Here is a 17,952-nt window from a genome sequence, read left to right on the forward strand (position 1 = left end):
CGTCAATACACCTCCGTGTAAAAGCTCCGTGTCACCTTCCCCGGTTGCGTTCTTTGACCGATGTCTAGAGAATCACCGGCATGGCACGACCCAGCCGAGCACACGAGAAGCGCGCCGAGCTCGTCGCCGCCGCCCGCCGGGCGGTGCTGCGGCACGGCGTCGTCGACCTGCGTCTGCGGGACGTCGCCGAGCAGGCGGACATGTCGGCGGGATCGGTCCTGTACTACTTCCCGGCGCTGACCGACCTGCTGAAGGAGGTGCAGCACGAGGCGGTCGAGCGTTTCTGCGTCGAGCGGGAACGGGCGGCCTCCGAGGAACCCGACCCCAGACGCAGGCTGCTCGGCATGATCCGCGCGGGCCTGCCGGCCGGCAGCGACGACGAACTGTGCGTCCTGCTGTACGAGCTGGGCACCTACGCCCGCAGGGACCCCGCCTACTCCGCCCAGCACATCCGCCTGTGCGAACGGCAGGTCACCCTGTACGCCTCCATCCTGGAGGCCGGGGCCGCGACGGGGGTCTTCACGCTGACCCGTGACGCCGTCACCCTCGCCCGCAACCTCGTCATGCTTGAGGACGGCCTCGGCCTGCACGTCACGCAGGCCGTACCCACCCTCGACGCCGGGCAGGCCGAGCGCCTGCTGCTGACCTACGCCGCCGACGTCACCGGCTGCGACCTGGAGAACCTGGAAGGACCTGAAGAACGATGACACGGGCGCGCGAACTCGGCCTGCCGCTGCCGGGCCGTACGGGGCCGGACAACGCGATCACCGACGTTCCCGGGGTCGAGGTCGGCCACACCACGCTGATCGAGGGGGAGTCGGTCCGCACCGGCGTGACCGCGCTGCTGCCACGCGGGCGCGCGGACTTCGAGGTGCCGTGCGCGGCGGGGTGGTTCTCGCTCAACGGCAACGGCGAGATGACGGGCACCTCCTGGCTCAGCGAGACCGGCTCCCTTCGGCTGCCCGTGCTCATCACCAACACCCACGCCGTCGGCACCTGCCACCGCGGGGTCATCGACTGGGTGGCCCGTGAGAAGCCCGAGGTCGCCGCCGAGTGGCTGCTGCCCGTGGTCGCCGAGACCTGGGACGGCTACCTCAACGACATCAACGGCCCCCACGTACGGCCCGAGCACGCCGTGGCCGCCATCGACGCGGCCCGCCCGGGACCGGTCGCCGAGGGCTCGGTCGGCGGCGGCACCGGGATGAACTGCTACGGCTTCAAGGGCGGCAACGGCACCTCCTCCCGGCTGGTCGACTACGGGGCCGACACCTACACGGTCGGGGCGTTCCTCCAGGCCAACTTCGGCGCCCGCAAGGAGCTGACCGTCTGCGGCGTGCCCGTCGGCAGGTCGCTCACGGACGACGACCCCATGGACGGGCACGACTCCCCGGCGGGGGCGGGCTCCGTCATCGTCGTCGTCGCCACGGACGCGCCGCTGCTGCCGCTGCAGTGCACCGCGCTGGCCCGCAGGGTCCCGCTGGGCCTCGCCCGTACCGGGACCACCGGCTCGCACTTCTCCGGAGACATCTTCCTGGCCTTCTCGACCGGCAACCCCGGCGCGCTGACCTCGGGCTTCCCCGGGGAGGAACCGGTCTACGAGAGCATGCGGTTCATCCCGTGGAGCCGGCTCGACGTCTTCTACGAGGCCGTCGTCGAGGCCGTCGAGGAGGCCGTGCTCAACGCCCTCCTGGGCGCCGAGACCATGATCGGCCGTGAGGGTCGCCGCTCACCCGCCATCCCCGTCGCCCAGCTTCTCGACCTGCTCGGCACCCAGGTGTCGTCCGCGAACCGCGTGGAGTGAGGGCCGGTAGGCTCCTGCCCATGCCGGGTGACAGACAACGTGACGGATCGCGCAACCACGGTGCCCGCGCGGGCCGGGGCACGCGTCCGGCGAGCGGCGCCGTGGGGGTGCACAGCCGCGGCGACCGGTTCCAGACGTGGCAGGCGTTGCTGACCAACCGGAACAAGCGGCAGAAGCTCGGCGAGTTCCTCATCCACGGGGTCCGCCCGATCTCGCTCGCGGTCGAGCACGGCTGGCCGCTGCGCTGTCTGCTCTACCCACACGGTCAGCACCTGTCGGCGTGGGCGGAGGGCCTCATCCGTGACAGCGGGGTCCGTTCGGTGCCGGTGGCCCCGGAACTGCTGCTCGAACTCGGAGAACGAGAGTCGGCGGCGCCGGAGCTCGTGGCCGTCGGCGCGCTGCGGCCGGACGACCTGGGGCGCCTGCCCCAGGGGCACGACCTGCTGGGAGTTGCCTTCGACCGTCCGACGAGCCCGGGCAACATCGGGACGCTGACCCGTTCAGCGGACGCGTTCGGCGCCTCGGGGATGATCATCACCGGCCACGCCGCGGACGTCTACGACCCGAAGACCGTGCGCGCCAGCACGGGATCGATCTTCAGGCTGCCGGTGGTCAGGGCTCCCGGCGTCAACGAGGTGCTCGAATGGGTGGAGTCCCTGCGCGGGCGGGGCACCCCGGTCAAGATCGTCGGGACCGACGAGACCGGCGGGACCTCCGTACAGGACTGTGACCTGACGGGCCCGGTCCTGCTGGTGGTGGGCAACGAGACCGTCGGGATGAGCGCCCGCTGGCGCGAGGCCTGCGACGAGATCGTCAGGATTCCGATCGGGGGTGCCGCCAGCTCACTCAACGCGGCCTCCGCGGGGACCCTGATGCTCTACGAGGCCGCCCGGCAGCGCGGGTTCCCCACGGCCAGGGACTGACGTGGGACCGCCTGGGCTCTCAGTGGAAAGGCGTCGGAGAAGGGGGCGGGAGTGACGGGCTACCGTCATGTGGTCGCCAAGGACGACTACACGGATCTCGCGAGCGGCACCGTCCTGCGCTCGGCCCCGGGATTCCCGGCCTTTCCCGTCAGGTTGGTCTCGGAGATCTTCCTGCGCGCCCTGGAGCTGCGCGGCGGTGACGCCCCGGCGGTGATCTGGGACCCCTGCTGCGGGAGCGGCTATCTGCTCACCGTTCTCGGGCTGCTGCACCGGCGTGAGGTCTCCTCGCTGGTCGCCTCGGACGTCGCGGAGAACGCGCTGGTGCTCGCCCGGGAGAACCTGGCCCTGGTCGATCCTGAGGCCATGGAACGCCGGGCGAGGGTGCTTGAGGAGCGAGCCGGACGCTTCGGCAAGCCCGGCTACCTGGACGCGGCGGCGAGCGCGCGCCGCCTGGGCGGACGGCTCACCAGGGAGGGCGGGGCGCTGCCCACCACGGTCAGCCGGGCGGACGTGTTCCGGCCGGCCGAGCTCGCTGCCGTCGTCTCCACGGCCGCGCCCGACATCGTGATCACCGACGTCCCCTACGAGGAGCAGACCAGCTGGATCGGCGGCACCGGGGTGCCGGAGATGCTGGGCTCCCTGGCCTCCGTCCTCGGCGGCGGATCGGTCATCGCGGTCACGGCCAAGGGGCGCCGGGTCCCGGTCGGGGACGTCGCGCGCCCACGGGTCTCCTTCCGTGTCGGCAACCGCTCAACCGTGCTCCTGAAGGCGGCCGACCTCTCCGCCGGTTAACGGGAATCTCCGAGGCCGCAGGGCCGGACACCACCTACGCTTGAGGCCATGGCGACGCAGTTGACCCCTGGGCAGAGGACGAGACGATTCAAGAACGAGACCCGGCTCGGCCTGGTGCGCAGGGCCCGGCGGATGGACCGGGTGCTCATGGAGACCTACCCCGACGCCCACTGTGAGCTCGACTTCAACAGCCCGTTCGAGCTCCTGATCGCCACGGTCATGTCGGCGCAGACGACCGACGTCCGCGTGAACATGGTGACGCCCACACTCTTCGCGAAGTATCCGACCCCCGAGGACCTCGCGGCGGCCGACCCGGAGGACGTCGAGGAGATCATCAAGTCCACCGGGTTCTTCCGGGCCAAGACGAAGTCGATCATCGGACTGTCGATCGCGCTGCGCGACGAATTCGGCGGCGAGGTGCCCAGGACCCTCGAACAGATGGTCACCCTGCCCGGTGTGGGCCGCAAAACGGCCAACGTGGTCCTCGGGAACGCGCGTGACCCCAAGACGGGAGAACCGTTCGGGGTGACGGGCCTGACCGTGGACACCCACTTCCAGCGGCTCGTGCGGCGCTTCGGATGGACCGAGGAGACCGACCCCGTCAAGATCGAGCACATCGTCGGCGAGCTCATCCCGAAGCGGGAGTGGACGATGGCCTCCCATCGCCTGATCTGGCACGGCCGCCGCGTCTGCCACGCCCGCAAACCCGCCTGCGGCGCCTGCCCCCTGGTCGCCCTCTGCCCCTCGTACGGCACCGGCCCGACCGACCCCGTCGAGGCCGCGAAACTGGTCCGTTCCGGCCCTCTTCCCTGACATGACCGGATCGTCGGGAAGCACGAGGCCGTACGGCGTGTTGCAGAGACCGGAACAGACCGGAGGTGTGCCCGTGGAAGTGCCCGGCTGGTTGGAGACGCTCGCCGAACGGGTCGCGAGGAAACCGGTTCCCCTGGCCATGCGCCCGCCGGAGACCGGCGGCCGTCACGCCGCGGTGCTCATGCTGTTCGGCGAGGGACCGCTCGGCCCCGACGTGCTCCTGATCCAGCGCAGCTCACGCGGGCGCAGACACGCGGGACAGCCCGCCTTCCCCGGCGGCGGGATCGACCCGGACGACGGCGGTCCGGTCGCCGCGGCGCTGCGTGAGGCCCGCGAGGAGACCGGGCTCGACCCGGCGGGCGTCCACGTCGTCGGCACCATGCCCGAGCTGTACATCTGGCGCAGCGACAACCGGGTCACCCCCGTCGTCGGCTGGTGGCACACCCCCTCCGTGGTGCACGCGGCCTCGCCGAACGAGGTCGAGTCGGTGGAACGGGTCCCGCTGTCCGAACTGACCGACCCGGCCAACCGCGTCACCCTGCGTCACCCGAGCGGCTTCGCCGGCCCGGCCTTCCGGGTCCGCGGGCTGCTGGTGTGGGGCTTCACCGCCGGGGTGCTCGACGGGGTGCTCGCCGGCTCCGCCTTCGAACGCCCCTGGGACAGGTCACGGGTCGAGGACATGCCTCCCGACGTCGTCAACCTCGCCGCCCGCTGACCCCTCCCAGCCGCCCCCCTCGATCTCACGCCCGGTGGACAGGGCCAGCCCGAGACGCGCCCACTCGGCCACGTCCTCGCAGGGGTCCCCGGTCAACCGTTCGAGTACGGCCAGGCCCGCCGGGTCCGGCGGAGCACCGATGATCTTCGGGAGTGCGTGGGCGACGCCGTACCTGACCCTGGAGTCCTCGTGCTCGCTCAGCGTGACCACCGAGGGCAGCGCGCGGCCGTCCCGTAGGTGACCGAAGGCGATCAGCACCGAGTAGAGCACCATGCAGTCGTCCTCGGCGGCGGCCAGGAAGCGCAGAACCGGCAGACTTCGGTCGACGAACGGCAATCTGCCGAGGATGTCCACCCCGAGCATCCGCTCGGTGGCCGTGTTGCCCGCGCACAGTCGTCTGGCCGCGGTGAAGGTCTCCAGATCGCCCCGTTCGTGCAGCATGGCGATGGCTTTCCAGCGGATCGTGCCGTCCTGGTCCCTGTCCCGCAGCGCGGTCTCGATGAGCGTTTCCACAGCCGGCGACCCCCCGATCGTTGCCATACGGCCCACGATAACGGCCGGGACCTCCGGCAAGGGGTGCACGCGCGGGCCAAGGGCTGGATACCGTTAAGGGGTGCGTGGTGATCTCCTCGACCTTATCCTGATCGCCCTTATGGTGGCCTTCGCGGTGTCGGGGTACCGTCAGGGGTTCATCATCGGGTCCCTCAGCTTCATCGGATTCGTCGGCGGTGCCCTGCTGGGCATGTTCATCGCCCCTCCCATCGCCGGGGCCATAGTCGACGGCGACACCGAGCGGGCGCTGCTCGCCATCGTCATCGTCTTCCTCGCCGCGACGATCGGGCAGTTCGCCTCCTCCACGATTGGCGCGGTGGTCCGCAGCCACGTCACCTGGGAACCGGCCAAGGTGGTCGACGCGGTCGGCGGCACCTTCGCCAGCGCCTTCTCCGTGCTGGTCATCGCCTGGCTGATCGGCTCACTGATCGCCTCCTCGCCGTTCACGCTGCTCAGCGAGCAGATCAACGGCTCTCTGCTGATCAGTACGGTCGACCAGGCGTTGCCTCCCGCGGCCAAGGACTTCCAGAAGCCGTTCAAGCGCTTCATCGACACCTCGGGCTTCCCGAAGGTGTTCGGCGCCATCGGCGGCAACCAGCTCGTCGAGGTCCCGCCCCCGGACCAGAGCGTGGCCAAGGGAGTCCAGCTCAAGCGGGCCCGCCGGGGCATCGTCAAGGTCCAGGGCGTGGCCACCAGCTGCCGCAGGCACATCGAGGGCACCGGGTTCGTCTTCTCGCAGAACAGGGTGATGACCAACGCCCACGTGGTCGCCGGGGTCGACCAGGAGCTGGAGGTCACCGACTACCTCAACAACAACCATCCGGCCAGGGTCGTGCTCTACAACCCCGACCGGGACATCGCCGTCCTGTACGTCCCCGGCCTCAACATGCCGGTGCTGCGCTTCGACGGCACCGCGACGATGGGCGACGACGCCATCATCGCGGGCTTCCCCCACGGCCAGGGCTTCACCCTCGCCGAGGCCCGCATCCGGGTGAAACAGCGTGCGAAGGGCCCCGACATCTACGAGCGCAAGACCGTCGTCCGCGACATCTACTCCATCCGCGGCTCGGTCATCCAGGGCAACTCGGGCGGCCCGCTGCTCACCCCCGACGGCCGGGTGTACGGGGTCGTCTTCGCGGCGGCCCTCGACCAGCAGGAGACCGGCTTCGCACTGACGGCGGCCGAGGTCTCCCCGGACGCCGAGGACGGCTCCAAGCTGTTCAACCAGGTAAGCACCCAGGAGTGCGACCGTAACGGCTGAGTCTCTTTGCTCCGCCTGGCTGGGTCTCTTTGCGCCGCCTGGCGGCGTCGCGGGCTTGGGCGCTTCGGGTCGGTGTCTTCCCTCGTCTCTGCGTCGCTTCGCTCCTGCGTTCCTCAGTCCAGACACCGACGCGCCCAAGCCGTGTCTCTTTGCTCCGCCTGGCGGCGTCGCGGGTTCGGGCGCCTCAGGCCAACGCTTTCCCTCGTCGTTCGTCCGCTTCGCTCCCTCACTCCTCAGTCCAAGCGTCGGCGCGCCCGAACCGAAACCCCTCACACTTAGCGCCGGTACCCCGAACCCTTCACTCCTGGCACCGAGAGTTTCCTAAGTCGGATCAGAGAAGGTGCTTGATGGTGCTTATGGCCTCTTCTGGGGTTTTTGGGGTTTCTGCTAGGGATTGGGCTGCTTGGGCTAGTTTTTCGTATGGCGGGCCGTACGGGGAGATTCTGGTGGCTCCGCGGGTGAACAGGGCGGCGGCGCCGCGGGGGTTGCCTCGCTGGAGGTGGGTGAGCCCGACGCAGATCTGCGCCAGGCCCTGCCACAGCTCGCGTTCCTCCTGAGGGGAGGTCTTCCAACGGCCTTCGAGCACCTCGTGCGCGTGGAAGGGCCTGCCCTCGCCGAGCAGCCTGCGTGCCTCGTGGAGCGCCTCGGCGGCGTCCGGCGCGTAGTCGTCGGGGACACGCTCCACACCCTGCGCGTCGTGCGGCAGGGGACGGCCGAAGGCGTCCCTGGGGCGGCGGTTGCGCGGCCTGCCCTCGGGGTCGCGGTCTCTGGGGATCGGATGGTCCGTCATCGGTCGAGATCCGCGTCCGCGAGCCAGGACAGGAGTTCGGCGTCGAACTCCTCTGGCCGTTCCTCGTGCGGGAAGTGCCCGGCCCCCTCGATCAGCCGCCACCGGTAGGACCCGGTCACGTGGCGGCTCGATCCCTGGGCGGTACGCGGCAGGGTGTGCGGGTCGAGCGCGCCGTGGACCTGGAGCGTGGGCGCGTGGACCTCACCGCGCATGATCCTGGCGTAGCGCAGGCCGTCGGGACGGAGCTGGGAGCGGGCGAACCACCGGTGGTACTCCAGCGCGCAGTGCGCCACGGTCGGGATGCGGAACGCCTCGCGGTAGGTCCGTGCGACCTCGGTCTCCGGCCAGCCGGGCCCGGACCACTCGTCGAGCATCCGTCCGACCATCGCGCCGTCCTTCGCGGTGAGCCGCCACTCCGGCAGGAAGGGCAGCTGGAAGCCCAGCGCGTAGGCGCTCGCCCTGATCTGGCGGAGGGAACCGGTCAGCAGGGCGGAGCGGAGCCTGAGCGGGTGCGGCGCCGCGACCGGGACCAGCCGCAGGACCGACTTCGGGTCCCGGACGGCCATGGTCCAGCCCAGCAGCCCGCCCCAGTCGTGACCGACGACGGTCGCGCCGCTCTCGCCGAGAGCCCTGATCAGCCCGGCCGCGTCACCGGCCAGGGTCGGCAGGTCGTAGCCACGCGGCGGCTTGTCGCTGGCGCCGTACCCCCGCAGGTCGACGGCGACGGCGCGGTAGCCCGCGGCGGGCAGTGAGACGAGCTGGTGGCGCCAGGTCCACCAGAACTGCGGGAAACCGTGCAGCAGCAGGACGAGTGGGCCCTCACCGGCCTCGACCACGTGGAAGCGGGTGCCCCCCGCGTGGACCGAGCGATGGGTCCACGGGCCCTCGATCCTGACCAGGGACTCGTCCGGCTCGTTCACTGGTCCGGACTCACCGGTTCGCGGTGGGAACCGACCTGCCCGGCGCCCTGCGGGGCGGGGGCGGAGGCGAGGCCGGTCTCCGGCTCGCCTCCCTTGAGGTTCTTGAGCGAGCGCATGGTCCGGCGCATTCCGGTCAGGCCCTTGAGCCTGCGCACCCCGAACAGGACCAGCAGGGCCGCGACGACCAGGTAGAACACCGTGACGATGGTGAAGGCGAGCCAGTCCCACACGCCCAGGGCGACCAGGCCGTACGCGATGGCGAAGGAGGCCAGGATCAGGCACAGGTGGGCCATGAACGCGGCGGCGCCGAAGAGTCCGGCGGCCGTGCCCACCCGCTTGGCGTCGAACCTCAGCTCGGCCTTGGCCAGTTCGATCTCGGCGCGGACCAGGGTGGAGATGTGGTCGGTCGCGTTGGCGACGAGCAGGCCGAGCGACTCCTCCTGTGGTTCTGCGGACAGTGGTTCCGCGGCCGGGTTGTGTGTCATGAAGGATCTCCTATCGAGCGCCGGTGTCCATCATCATCCTGTGCGCCGGCGCGCTTGCGCACGCGTAGCCGGAGCAGGATCGCCGCCAGGACCGACGAGATGAGGCTCGCCGCGAGCACACCTGTGGTCACCGCGTTCACCCGTCCCGGATCGTCCCCGTATGCCAGGCCGCCGATGAGCAGCGACACGGTGAAGCCGATCCCGGCCAGTGTCGAGACGGCCGCCATGTCCCGCCAGTGCAGCTCCTCGGACAGTCTCGCCAGGCCGAGCCGTACGGCCAGCCACGCCCCGCCGAAGACGCCGAGGAACTTACCGACGACCAGCCCCGCGATCACGCCGAGCACCACGCGGTCGGTGAACATCGTGCCCAGCGCCTCCGGGGCGAGCGTCACCCCGGCGGACATGAACGCGAACACGGGCACGACGAACCCGGCCGACAGGGGGCGCAGGCGGTGGGCGGCCAGTTCGGCGGGGGAGTTCTCCTCGCCGGGATCGTTACGCACACGGGTCATCAGACCGAGGGCTACCCCGGCGACGGTCGCGTGAACACCGCTGATCTCCACGAGGTACCAGGCGGCCAGGGCGAGGGGGAGATAGATCCACGGGCCGCGGACCCGCTTGGCCTGGAGCAGGCCGTACAGGGCGACGACGGCGATTCCGGCGGCCAGGGCGAGGAGGTTGAGGTGGTTGGTGAAGAAGACGGCGATCACGGCGATGGCACCGAGGTCGTCGACCACCGCGCAGGTCAGCAGGAAGGCGCGTAGCGCCGGGGGCATCGCGCTGGCCGTCACGGCGAGCACCGCGAGCGCGAAGGCGATGTCGGTCGCGGTGGGTACGGCCCAGCCCTGTCCGGCCCCGGGAGCCCCCCAGCTCACCGCCAGGTAGACCAGCACGGGGACGACCATCCCGGCGATCGACGCGAGGATGGGCAACGCGGCCTTGCGGAGGTTGGACAGCTCGCCGTGGACGAACTCCTCCTTGACCTCGATGCCGGCCACGAAGAAGAAGATCGTGAGCAGGCCGTTCTGGACCCATTCGCGGAGGTTGAGGTCCAGGTGGAGAGAGGCGGGGCCGAACGTCGTCTCGCGCAGCGCCTCATACGAGCCGGTGGACACATTCGCCCAGATCAGCGCGACGACCGTGGCGGCCAGCATGATGACGCCGCCGACCGTCTCCGTCCTCAGCGCCTCGGCGAGCGTGCGGGAGTGGTGGATGGTGGGCCTGAACGGCCAGATTTCGGCAACGCGACGCATGCGACCTCCGGGGAGTACAGGCAGGGCCGGTTCCCTCCCTGGCCGACCAGACTTCCCGGCACACCTGATCGCCAGCCTACAGAAGGCCGACGAATGGGATTCGCAGTACCTCAGTGTCGCATATCACTCATGATGGGCGGTCGCGCCCTCGGTCGCCCTCGCCTTGTGGGCGGCGACATCGAGGGGCGCGAACCGGGAGCCATCATCTGTCTCGCTCTTCATCCGCGCGCCGCGCCTGTGGCGGGGTGACCGCCCACGGCGCCCGAGATGGTCCTCAGTCCTCGCTCTTGGCGCTGGGCAGCTTCTCGGAGATGAGGTTCATCACCGTGCTGTCGGCCAGCGTGGTGACGTCACCGATGCTGCGGTTCTCCGCGACGTCACGCAGCAGACGCCGCATGATCTTGCCGGAACGGGTCTTCGGCAGTTCGGGGACGACCAGGATCTGGCGCGGCTTGGCGATCGGGCCCAGCGTCTTGGCCACGTGGTTGCGCAGTTCGGCCGCGATGTCCGCGCTCTCCTCCACGCTGCCGCGCAGGATCACGAACGAGACGATCGCCTGGCCGGTGACCGGGTCGGTCGCGCCGACGACCGCGGCCTCGGCGACCTTCGGGTGCGAGACCAGGGCCGACTCGACCTCGGTGGTCGAGATGTTGTGACCGGAGACGAGCATGACGTCGTCGACCCGGCCGAGGAGCCAGATGTCGCCGTCGGCGTCCCTCTTGGCGCCGTCGCCCGCGAAGTACATGCCCTCGAAGCGGGACCAGTAGGTGTCGATGTAGCGCTGGTCGTCGCCCCAGATCGTACGGAGCATGGAGGGCCACGGGTCACGGATGGCCAGGTAGCCGCCTCCGCCGTTGCCGACGCTGTTGCCCTGGTCGTCGACCACGTCGGCGGTGATGCCCGGCAGCGGGCGCATGGCCGCACCCGGCTTGGCGCTGGTCACACCGGGCAGCGGGCTGATCATGATCGCGCCGGTCTCGGTCTGCCACCAGGTGTCCACGACCGGGGTGCGGTTGCCGCCGATGTGCTCGCGGTACCAGACGTAGGCCTCGGGGTTGATCGGCTCACCGACGCTGCCCAGGACGCGCAGGGACGACATGTCGAACTTGGCGGGGATGTCGTCGCCCCACTTCATGAACGTGCGGATCGCGGTGGGCGCGGTGTAGAGGATCGTGACGCCGTACTTCTGCACGACCTCCCAGAACCGGCCCCGGTGCGGGGTGTCGGGGGTGCCCTCGTAGATGACGCTGGTGGCGCCGTTGGCGAGCGGGCCGTACACGATGTAGGAGTGGCCGGTCACCCAGCCGATGTCGGCGGTGCACCAGTAGACGTCGGTCTCCGGCTTGAGGTCGAAGACGGAGTAGTGGGTGTAGGCCGTCTGGGTGAGGTAGCCGCCCGTGGTGTGCAGGATGCCCTTGGGCCTGCCGGTGGTGCCGCTGGTGTAGAGGATGTAGAGCGGGTGCTCGGCGTCGTGCGGCTGCGCCTCGTGGGTCTCGGACTGGCGCTCGACGAGGTCGTGCCACCAGATGTCCTTGTCCGTCTGCTCGACCTCCTGGCCGGTCCGGCGGACGACCACGACGTGCTCGATGCCGGGGCACTCCTTGACGGCCTCGTCGACGGTCGGCTTCAGGGCGCTGGGCGCGCCACGGCGGTAGCCGCCGTCGGCGGTGACCACGACCTTGGCGTCGGCGTCCTTGATCCTGCCGCTGAGGGCGGTGGCGGAGAAGCCGCCGAACACCACGGAGTGGATGGCGCCGATGCGGGCGCAGGCGAGCATCGTGATCGGCAGCTCGGGGATCATCGGCAGGTAGACGGCCACCCGGTCACCCTTGCCGACCCCCAGCTCCTGCAGGGCGTTGGCCGTCTTGGCGACCTCCCGCTGCAGGTCGGCATAGGTGATCGTACGGCTGTCGCCCTCGGGCTCGCCCTCCCAGTGGTAGGCGATCTTGTCGCCGTTGCCCGCCTCGACGTGCCGGTCCACACAGTTGTAGGCGACGTTCAGCTCCCCGCCGACGAACCACTTGGCGAAGGGCGCGTTCCACTCAAGGGTGTTGTCCCAGCGCTTGGACCAGGTCAGCCGGTCGGCCTGCTTGTCCCAGAACGCCAGACGGTCACGCGCGGCCTCCTCGTAAGCCTCTGCGGTCACGTTCGCGGACGCGGCCAGCTCGGCAGGAGGGGCGAACCGCCGGGTCTCGTTCAGCAGGTTTGACAGCGTCTCCTGGGTCTCACGCGACTCGGAACCAGGGGTCTCCGGGGCCACTGCACACTCCTTATACGTACTGCTCGTCTACTGTTCGTGTTCCACTTCACCAGGCCAGAGGTGCCCGCCACAAGAGGTCTAGACTGGTCTGTACCAATCGGTGATAGCGGTCCGTACGGTTCACAGGCGCCTTAACACCGGATAACAACCGCAGCGGAAACGTTGCTCTTTTGTCATCGTAAGAATGTAGATGACGCTATTCGGCAGCCTTTAGCGGGGGGCCGTACTGAGCGCCTCCCGCCCCCGGAGGTCCCGTACTTACGGGCTGTCCGTAAGGACGGGGCGTGTCCGCCTCCCGGCACCCGGCCGCTATGGTCGGGGAGCGTGAGCGACCCATTGGCTGTCATCGCGGAGATGCCGGGCGTACCCGAGGCCGTCGCCGAGGCGCGCAAGGCCGTCGACCGGCTCTACGGCCACCGTGTGCTGCGGCGCAAGAGTCCCGAGGTCTCCGCCAGGTCGGCGCTGCGCGGCGCCCGCGCGTCCGCCGCCCTCGACGGCGCCGACGTCCCGCTGGAAGCCGTCCCCGAGACCGCCGACCCGGTCGTCCAGGGCGCGCTACGCGTCTCGGCCGAGCTGGGACGACTCGGCGCGACCTGGCGTACGGCACCCCGCCAGGTGCTGGCGAGGCTGCACACCCTCGCCGCGTCGGGACAGGGCGACGACCTGGGCCGCCCCCGGTCCTCCACGACGGCGCCCGACCCGCTCGGCCTGGGCGCCGCTCCCGGGCCCGAGGAGACAGTGGCCCGGGTGGACGGCCTGGTCGGCCTCCTGACCGGCCCGACCTCGGCACCCGCCCTGGTGCTGGCCGCCGTCGTCCACGCGGAGCTGGCGGTGCTGCGGCCGTTCGGATCGGCCGACGGGGTGATCGCCAGGGCGGCGGAGCGTCTGACGCTGGTCGAGTACGGCCTCGACCCCAAGTCGCTGGCGGTCGTGGAGGTCGGTCACCTCGAACTCGGAGCCGCCTACCCGCGGGGCCTGCGGGCCTACCTGAGCGGGACGCCGGACGGGATGGCGACGTGGGTACGGCACTGCGCGGACGCGGTCGTCCTCGGGGTGCGTGAGGCCACGGCGATCTGTGAGGCCATGCAGCGCGGCTGAGGTGTCCTGCGGCCTTTCGCCGACGCGCCTTTCGGACACAGCAGACGGCGCCCCTGGTCATGGGGCGCCGTCGCTAACACGACGCCACCGGGTTACCAAGCGTGCACCTGTCTATCGTCGGAACGGGTCGAGACCCGTACTCGACGTGCCTCCCGCGGCTCGGCGGCACGTGGGTACCCGGCGGTTCGTGCTCGGACAACTCGGACAAGTGGTCCGTGCACCCTTTGTATGACGGATTCGGGCTGTTGGGAACCCCTTGGGGCGGGTCCTTTACCGAACATGGGACATTTATGGACAAATCGCCCATGTAGGGCGCCTGGTGTGCTGGGCGATCTTCGCGACCCCTGGCGGCCGGTCACGCTGTGTGATCGAAAACGGGCCTATTAGGGACGCGCCCGATTGGCCGCTATGCCTATGCGAGATCGTTACATTGAAAAAAACTAGCGGAAACTGCAGATTGCTCCTCGACGAAACTCAACTTGATCGGGCAGCATGAGGTGGTATCTCCACAAAGTGGAGAGACCACGCACGCTTGGGCATGCAATGTCCTTGCCATGCCCTGGTCAACCGTTGAGGCTTTCTTCTGAAACGGGACCGGCTCTACCCCCCCAGAGCCGGACCGGTTGGCGGCCCCCGCTCTCCCCCCCCCCGGCGGGGGTCGCCACTTTTTCTCCCCACCCCGCGTACGGCGGTACGCGGAGGACGGCCGGGACGTTCCTTCGTGAGGCTCCGACCGGATCGACGAGGGCCGGGTCCCTGGGCTCTTCTCGTCTCGCGACCTGACCGCGCCCCGCCTTCCGGTCTGGTCGTGTCCTGCCTTCCGGCTGTGTCTCACCGCCTGCTCCTGTCCCGTCCTTGTTCCCTGCCGTGTCTCACCGTCTGGTCGCGCCCTGTCGGCCGGTTGTCCACAGGCGGGACCGTCCCTCCCCGGTTTTCCACAGAACGGCGTTCGGCGCCGTCGAGGGGAGGGCGTTTGGCGGAAAGTGGGCTTCCCGCATCCCAGGGAGGCACCATTGGACCGTCCGTTGGTCATCACCGAGGACCACGATCTGCTCGACGACCTTCTCCGGGTCGCCGCCGCGGCGGGCGCCGAGCTCGACGTCGCCCACGCGCCCACGCACGCCAGGCCGTACTGGAACCGGGCCCCGCTCGTCGTGGTCGGCGGTGACATGGCCGACACGCTGGCGGCGACCGGGCCACCGCCCAGAGACCGCGTTCTGCTGGTCACCCGCGCTCCCGGCGATCCCGACGCGTGGCGCAGGTGCGTCGCCGTCGGTGCCCAGACGGTCCTGGAACTGCCCTCGGCCGAGCGGCGGCTGGTCGAGGAGTTCGCCGACGCCGTCGAGCCGGTTTCCAGGGCGGGGCCCGTGGTCTGCGTGGCGGGCGGGCGCGGCGGAGCCGGGGCCAGCGTCCTGGCGGCCTCCCTGGCGCTGACCGCCTCCCGGCGGCGCCTGCGCACCCTGCTCGTCGACGCCGACCCACTCGGTGGCGGACTCGACCTGCTCCTCGGTCAGGAGGAGGCGAAGGGCGCCCGCTGGCCGGACCTGGTCGCCCGCGAGGGCAGGATCAACGCCGCAGCGCTCCAGGCCGCCCTTCCCACGTTCGCGGAGCTCACCCTGCTCTCCTTCGGCAGGGGAGAGGTCGAAACCATCCCCGCGGAGGCGATGCGCTCGGTCCTTGAGGCGGGAATGCGCGGTTTCGACCTGGTCGTGGTCGATCTGCCGCGCCACTGCGACCACGCCGCCGCGCAGGCGCTCGCCAGGGCGGCGGCGACCCTGCTGGTCGTCACCGCCGACGTGCGCGGTGTGCTGGCCGCGGCGCAGGCGCTGGCCCGGTTGCGTGAGCACACCACCGAGATACGGGCCGTCGTGCGGAGCGGCGTCCTGGACGACGACGTCGTCACCTCCTCCCTCCGCCTGCCGTGCGCCGGAGGCCTTCCCGACCAGCCCAGGCTCACCGCCGCCCTCAACCGGGGCGATCCACCTCCGCTCGGCGGGCGGACCCCACTGGGGCGTTTCTGCGCGTCGTTCCTGAACTCGCTGCCCGAGGCCGAACGATGATCCGGGAGGTCATGGTCTCACCCGAGGTGGTCGAGGCCGTCCGGATACGCCTGGCCCGCGCCGGGACCGAGCCGAGCGCCGCCCACGTCGCGGCCGCCCTCAGGGCCGAGCGCGCGGTGCTCGGCGACGCGGAGATCCTGGCGGTGACCCGTGCCCTGTGCGCCGACCTGATCGGCGCCGGGCCCCTCGAACCGCTGCTGGCCGAGCCCGACGTGACCGACGTGCTGGTGAACGGCCCGGAGGAGGTGTGGGTCGACGACGGCAGGGGCCTGCGCCGTACATCCGTCGTCTTCCCCGACGAGGAGACGCTCCGGCGGCTCGCCCAGCGGCTGGCGGCGGCCGCGGGCAGGCGTCTCGACGACGCCTGCCCCTACGCCGACGCCCGTCTCGCCGGGGGCGTGCGGCTGCACGCGGTCCTGCCGCCCGTCGCCGCGGGAGGCACCTGCCTGTCCCTACGGCTTCCGCCACGCCGTACGTTCACCCTGCCCGACCTGGTCAGGGCGGGCACCGTCAGGGCCGAAGCCGTGCCCGTGCTCAGTGCCGTGGTCCGATCGAGACTCGCCTTCCTCGTCACGGGTGGGACGGGCACGGGAAAGACCACGCTGCTGTCGGCGTTGCTGTCCCTGGCCGATCCGGGAGACCGGCTGATGCTGGTCGAGGACTCGGCCGAGCTGCGTCCCCTCCACCCGCACGTCGTGCGGCTGGAGAGCCGCCCCGCCAACCTCGAAGGGGCCGGTGGCGTGTGCCTGCGCGATCTCGTGCGTCAGGCCCTGCGCATGCGTCCCGACCGTCTGGTCGTCGGCGAGGTCCGCGGTGCCGAGGTGGTCGACCTCCTCAGCGCCCTCAACACCGGCCACGAAGGCGGATGCGGCACACTGCACGCCAACACGGCGGCCGACGTCCCGCCCCGCCTCGAAGCCCTGGCCTGTGCCGCCGGCCTCAGCAGGGAGGCCGTCCACAGTCAGCTCGCCGCCGCGCTGGACGTCGTCGTCCACCTCGTCCGAGACCACACCGACGGGCGCCGCCGGGTGGCCGAGATATGCGTGATGGTCCGGCGTCCCTCCGGGCTGGTCGAGGTCGAGCCCGCCCTCACCTTCTCTTCCGACGGCCGGACGACCACGGGGCCGGGGCTGCCCGTCCTCACGGCCCGTGCTCCCGGTGTGCCCCACTCGCCCGTCCTGGCTCTGACGCGGGGAGAGACCCGGCCGCCGGAGGCGGGCCGCCGGTCGCGCGAAGAGCCTCCCGAGGCCGTGGGCGGCCGAGCCGGTCCTCCATCCGCCGTAGGGATCGGTGGAAGAGCCCGTGCGCATGGGGTGCCGCCATGACGGTGGTGGCCGTGCTGCTGGCCGCTCTGTCGGGGTGGCTGTGGACCGGCGCAGATCAGGCGACCGCCCGCCTGCTCCGGGCGGGGAGCGATCGGCGTCGTCCGGCCGGGCGTTCGCGCCGACCGGGTTCGCCGCTCGGTCTTCTCTTGGGCTCTCTGCCGTCGAGACGCGCGAGGGCCTGGCGGATCGCGTCGATCGAACTGTGTCGTGGCCTCGCCGCCGAACTGGCGGCGGGGCGGACCGCCGGAGAGGCGCTGGCCCGCGCCGTGTCGGCCACCGATCTTCCCGATCCCGCGGTGGCGCGTCCTCTGGCCTCGGTCGCGAGAGACGGCGGCGACGTTCCCTCCACCCTGCTGGCCGTCGCTCCCGAACAGGGCGGAGAGGCATTCCACGACCTGGCGGCCTGCTGGCGGGTGAGCACGACGACCGGGGCGGCCCTGTCCGTCCTGGTCGACCGCGTGGCCGCCTCGCTCGGGGAGGCACGGTCCCACCGTCAGGATCTCGCCGCCCAACTCGCCGGTGCCCGGGCCACCGCCCGCCTGCTGGCCTTCCTGCCCGCGCTCGGGTTGCTGATGGCGACCGGGCTCGGCATGGATCCTCTGGGCTTCCTGTTCGGAGGTCCCGCCGGTGCGGGGTGCCTCCTGGCCGGTCTGGCCCTCGACGGTTGCGGCCTGTGGTGGACGAACCGCCTCGTCGCCCGTGCCCAGCGTTTCTGATCCCGAGGCTGTCGCAGGGCCTCGGCCTCGGTGCCGGTTCGTCGCCTGTGTCCGGCGTTCCTGATCCCTGCCGCGTTTTGGAGGTGTCCTTTGTTCCCTGTCTCTTCCGCCTTCGCCGGACGACCACGGCGGCCGGGGTGATCCTTGTGCTGGCCGTCGTCCTCGCCGGGACCGCCGGATGGCTGTGG

The 17,952-nt window shown here is 70.8% G+C and carries 17 protein-coding genes; 11 read left to right on the top strand and 6 right to left on the bottom strand.

What is annotated here, in order from left to right; genetic code table 11:
• The first annotated feature begins 80 nt into the window (after positions 1-80).
• The 6 genes from ABZ463_RS20365 to ABZ463_RS20390 all read left to right on the top strand — a co-directional run bounded on the left by ABZ463_RS20365 (position 81) and on the right by ABZ463_RS20390 (position 5,044).
• Positions 81-707, top strand: coding sequence for a TetR family transcriptional regulator C-terminal domain-containing protein (locus tag ABZ463_RS20365; protein WP_352011015.1), 627 nt, complete (start codon positions 81-83; stop codon positions 705-707).
• Positions 704-1,801, top strand: coding sequence for a P1 family peptidase (locus ABZ463_RS20370; RefSeq protein ID WP_352011014.1), 1,098 nt, complete (start codon positions 704-706; stop codon positions 1,799-1,801). Before ABZ463_RS20365 ends, ABZ463_RS20370 begins: the two co-directional genes overlap by 4 nt.
• Before the next feature lie 20 nt (positions 1,802-1,821).
• The gene (locus ABZ463_RS20375; RefSeq protein ID WP_362777918.1) at positions 1,822-2,724 is read left to right on the top strand and encodes a TrmH family RNA methyltransferase; all 903 of its coding nucleotides are present in this window, start codon (positions 1,822-1,824) and stop codon (positions 2,722-2,724) included.
• 51 nt (positions 2,725-2,775) lie between these two features.
• Complete coding sequence (locus ABZ463_RS20380; RefSeq protein ID WP_352011012.1) at positions 2,776-3,516, top strand: rRNA methyltransferase; 741 nt, start codon at positions 2,776-2,778, stop codon at positions 3,514-3,516.
• Positions 3,517-3,564: 48 nt separating this feature from the next.
• A complete protein-coding gene (nth, locus tag ABZ463_RS20385; RefSeq protein ID WP_352011011.1) occupies positions 3,565-4,329 on the top strand; it encodes an endonuclease III in 765 nt (254 codons plus the stop codon).
• A gap of 73 nt (positions 4,330-4,402) precedes the next feature.
• Positions 4,403-5,044 carry a CoA pyrophosphatase gene (locus tag ABZ463_RS20390; RefSeq protein ID WP_352011010.1) on the top strand — a complete coding sequence of 214 codons (642 nt, stop codon included), beginning with the start codon at positions 4,403-4,405 and terminating at the stop codon, positions 5,042-5,044.
• Here the strand turns inward: ABZ463_RS20390 and ABZ463_RS20395 are convergent.
• Positions 4,994-5,584 carry a HEAT repeat domain-containing protein gene (locus tag ABZ463_RS20395; RefSeq protein WP_362777922.1) on the bottom strand — a complete coding sequence of 197 codons (591 nt, stop codon included), beginning with the start codon at positions 5,582-5,584 and terminating at the stop codon, positions 4,994-4,996. The genes ABZ463_RS20390 and ABZ463_RS20395 overlap by 51 nt on opposite strands.
• Before the next feature lie 73 nt (positions 5,585-5,657).
• On the opposite strand from ABZ463_RS20395, the gene ABZ463_RS20400 reads away from it, so the two are divergent.
• Positions 5,658-6,857, top strand: a complete 1,200-nt coding sequence (locus ABZ463_RS20400) for a MarP family serine protease (protein WP_352011008.1) — start codon at positions 5,658-5,660, stop codon at positions 6,855-6,857.
• A gap of 331 nt (positions 6,858-7,188) precedes the next feature.
• Here ABZ463_RS20400 and ABZ463_RS20405 read toward each other — a convergent pair whose 3' ends face one another.
• The 5 genes from ABZ463_RS20405 to acs all read right to left on the bottom strand — a co-directional run bounded on the left by ABZ463_RS20405 (position 7,189) and on the right by acs (position 12,565).
• Entirely contained in the window at positions 7,189-7,647 is a 459-nt protein-coding gene (locus ABZ463_RS20405) for a DUF309 domain-containing protein (protein ID WP_362777925.1), read from the bottom strand.
• Complete coding sequence (locus ABZ463_RS20410; protein ID WP_362777928.1) at positions 7,644-8,567, bottom strand: alpha/beta hydrolase; 924 nt, start codon at positions 8,565-8,567, stop codon at positions 7,644-7,646. The genes ABZ463_RS20405 and ABZ463_RS20410 overlap by 4 nt, the downstream gene beginning before the upstream one ends.
• Positions 8,564-9,052 carry a phage holin family protein gene (locus ABZ463_RS20415; RefSeq protein ID WP_362777930.1) on the bottom strand — a complete coding sequence of 163 codons (489 nt, stop codon included), beginning with the start codon at positions 9,050-9,052 and terminating at the stop codon, positions 8,564-8,566. The genes ABZ463_RS20410 and ABZ463_RS20415 overlap by 4 nt, the downstream gene beginning before the upstream one ends.
• Positions 9,049-10,305 carry a Na+/H+ antiporter NhaA gene (nhaA, locus tag ABZ463_RS20420; RefSeq protein ID WP_362777933.1) on the bottom strand — a complete coding sequence of 419 codons (1,257 nt, stop codon included), beginning with the start codon at positions 10,303-10,305 and terminating at the stop codon, positions 9,049-9,051. The genes ABZ463_RS20415 and nhaA overlap by 4 nt, the downstream gene beginning before the upstream one ends.
• A 274-nt stretch (positions 10,306-10,579) precedes the next feature.
• The gene (gene acs / locus ABZ463_RS20425; protein WP_352011003.1) at positions 10,580-12,565 is read right to left on the bottom strand and encodes an acetate--CoA ligase; all 1,986 of its coding nucleotides are present in this window, start codon (positions 12,563-12,565) and stop codon (positions 10,580-10,582) included.
• 324 nt (positions 12,566-12,889) lie between these two features.
• Between acs and ABZ463_RS20430 the strand changes: the two genes are divergently transcribed.
• From ABZ463_RS20430 to ABZ463_RS20445, 4 genes are all read left to right on the top strand, one after another.
• Complete coding sequence (locus tag ABZ463_RS20430; RefSeq protein ID WP_352011002.1) at positions 12,890-13,663, top strand: oxidoreductase; 774 nt, start codon at positions 12,890-12,892, stop codon at positions 13,661-13,663.
• 1,013 nt (positions 13,664-14,676) lie between these two features.
• Entirely contained in the window at positions 14,677-15,723 is a 1,047-nt protein-coding gene (gene ssd / locus ABZ463_RS20435; protein ID WP_352011001.1) for a septum site-determining protein Ssd, read from the top strand.
• The gene (locus tag ABZ463_RS20440) at positions 15,720-17,048 is read left to right on the top strand and encodes a TadA family conjugal transfer-associated ATPase (RefSeq protein WP_362777938.1); all 1,329 of its coding nucleotides are present in this window, start codon (positions 15,720-15,722) and stop codon (positions 17,046-17,048) included. Before ssd ends, ABZ463_RS20440 begins: the two co-directional genes overlap by 4 nt.
• Positions 17,045-17,764, top strand: coding sequence for a type II secretion system F family protein (locus ABZ463_RS20445; RefSeq protein ID WP_362777941.1), 720 nt, complete (start codon positions 17,045-17,047; stop codon positions 17,762-17,764). The genes ABZ463_RS20440 and ABZ463_RS20445 overlap by 4 nt, the downstream gene beginning before the upstream one ends.
• The last annotated feature ends 188 nt before the right edge of the window (positions 17,765-17,952 follow it).

It is taken from the genome of Streptosporangium sp. NPDC020145 (assembly GCF_040631275.1).
GTDB lineage: Bacteria > Actinomycetota > Actinomycetes > Streptosporangiales > Streptosporangiaceae > Streptosporangium.

Coding starts and splice junctions, on each gene's coding strand:
- ABZ463_RS20445 (WP_362777941.1), top strand. CDS start 17,045: ATGACGGTGGTGGCCGTGCTGCTGGCCGCTCTGTCGGGGTGGCTGTGG.
- ABZ463_RS20370 (WP_352011014.1), top strand. CDS start 704: ATGACACGGGCGCGCGAACTCGGCCTGCCGCTGCCGGGCCGTACGGGG.
- ABZ463_RS20365 (WP_352011015.1), top strand. CDS start 81: ATGGCACGACCCAGCCGAGCACACGAGAAGCGCGCCGAGCTCGTCGCC.
- ABZ463_RS20395 (WP_362777922.1), bottom strand. CDS start 5,584: ATGGCAACGATCGGGGGGTCGCCGGCTGTGGAAACGCTCATCGAGACC.
- ABZ463_RS20375 (WP_362777918.1), top strand. CDS start 1,822: ATGCCGGGTGACAGACAACGTGACGGATCGCGCAACCACGGTGCCCGC.
- ABZ463_RS20405 (WP_362777925.1), bottom strand. CDS start 7,647: ATGACGGACCATCCGATCCCCAGAGACCGCGACCCCGAGGGCAGGCCG.
- ABZ463_RS20415 (WP_362777930.1), bottom strand. CDS start 9,052: ATGACACACAACCCGGCCGCGGAACCACTGTCCGCAGAACCACAGGAG.
- ABZ463_RS20440 (WP_362777938.1), top strand. CDS start 15,720: ATGATCCGGGAGGTCATGGTCTCACCCGAGGTGGTCGAGGCCGTCCGG.
- nhaA (WP_362777933.1), bottom strand. CDS start 10,305: ATGCGTCGCGTTGCCGAAATCTGGCCGTTCAGGCCCACCATCCACCAC.
- nth (WP_352011011.1), top strand. CDS start 3,565: ATGGCGACGCAGTTGACCCCTGGGCAGAGGACGAGACGATTCAAGAAC.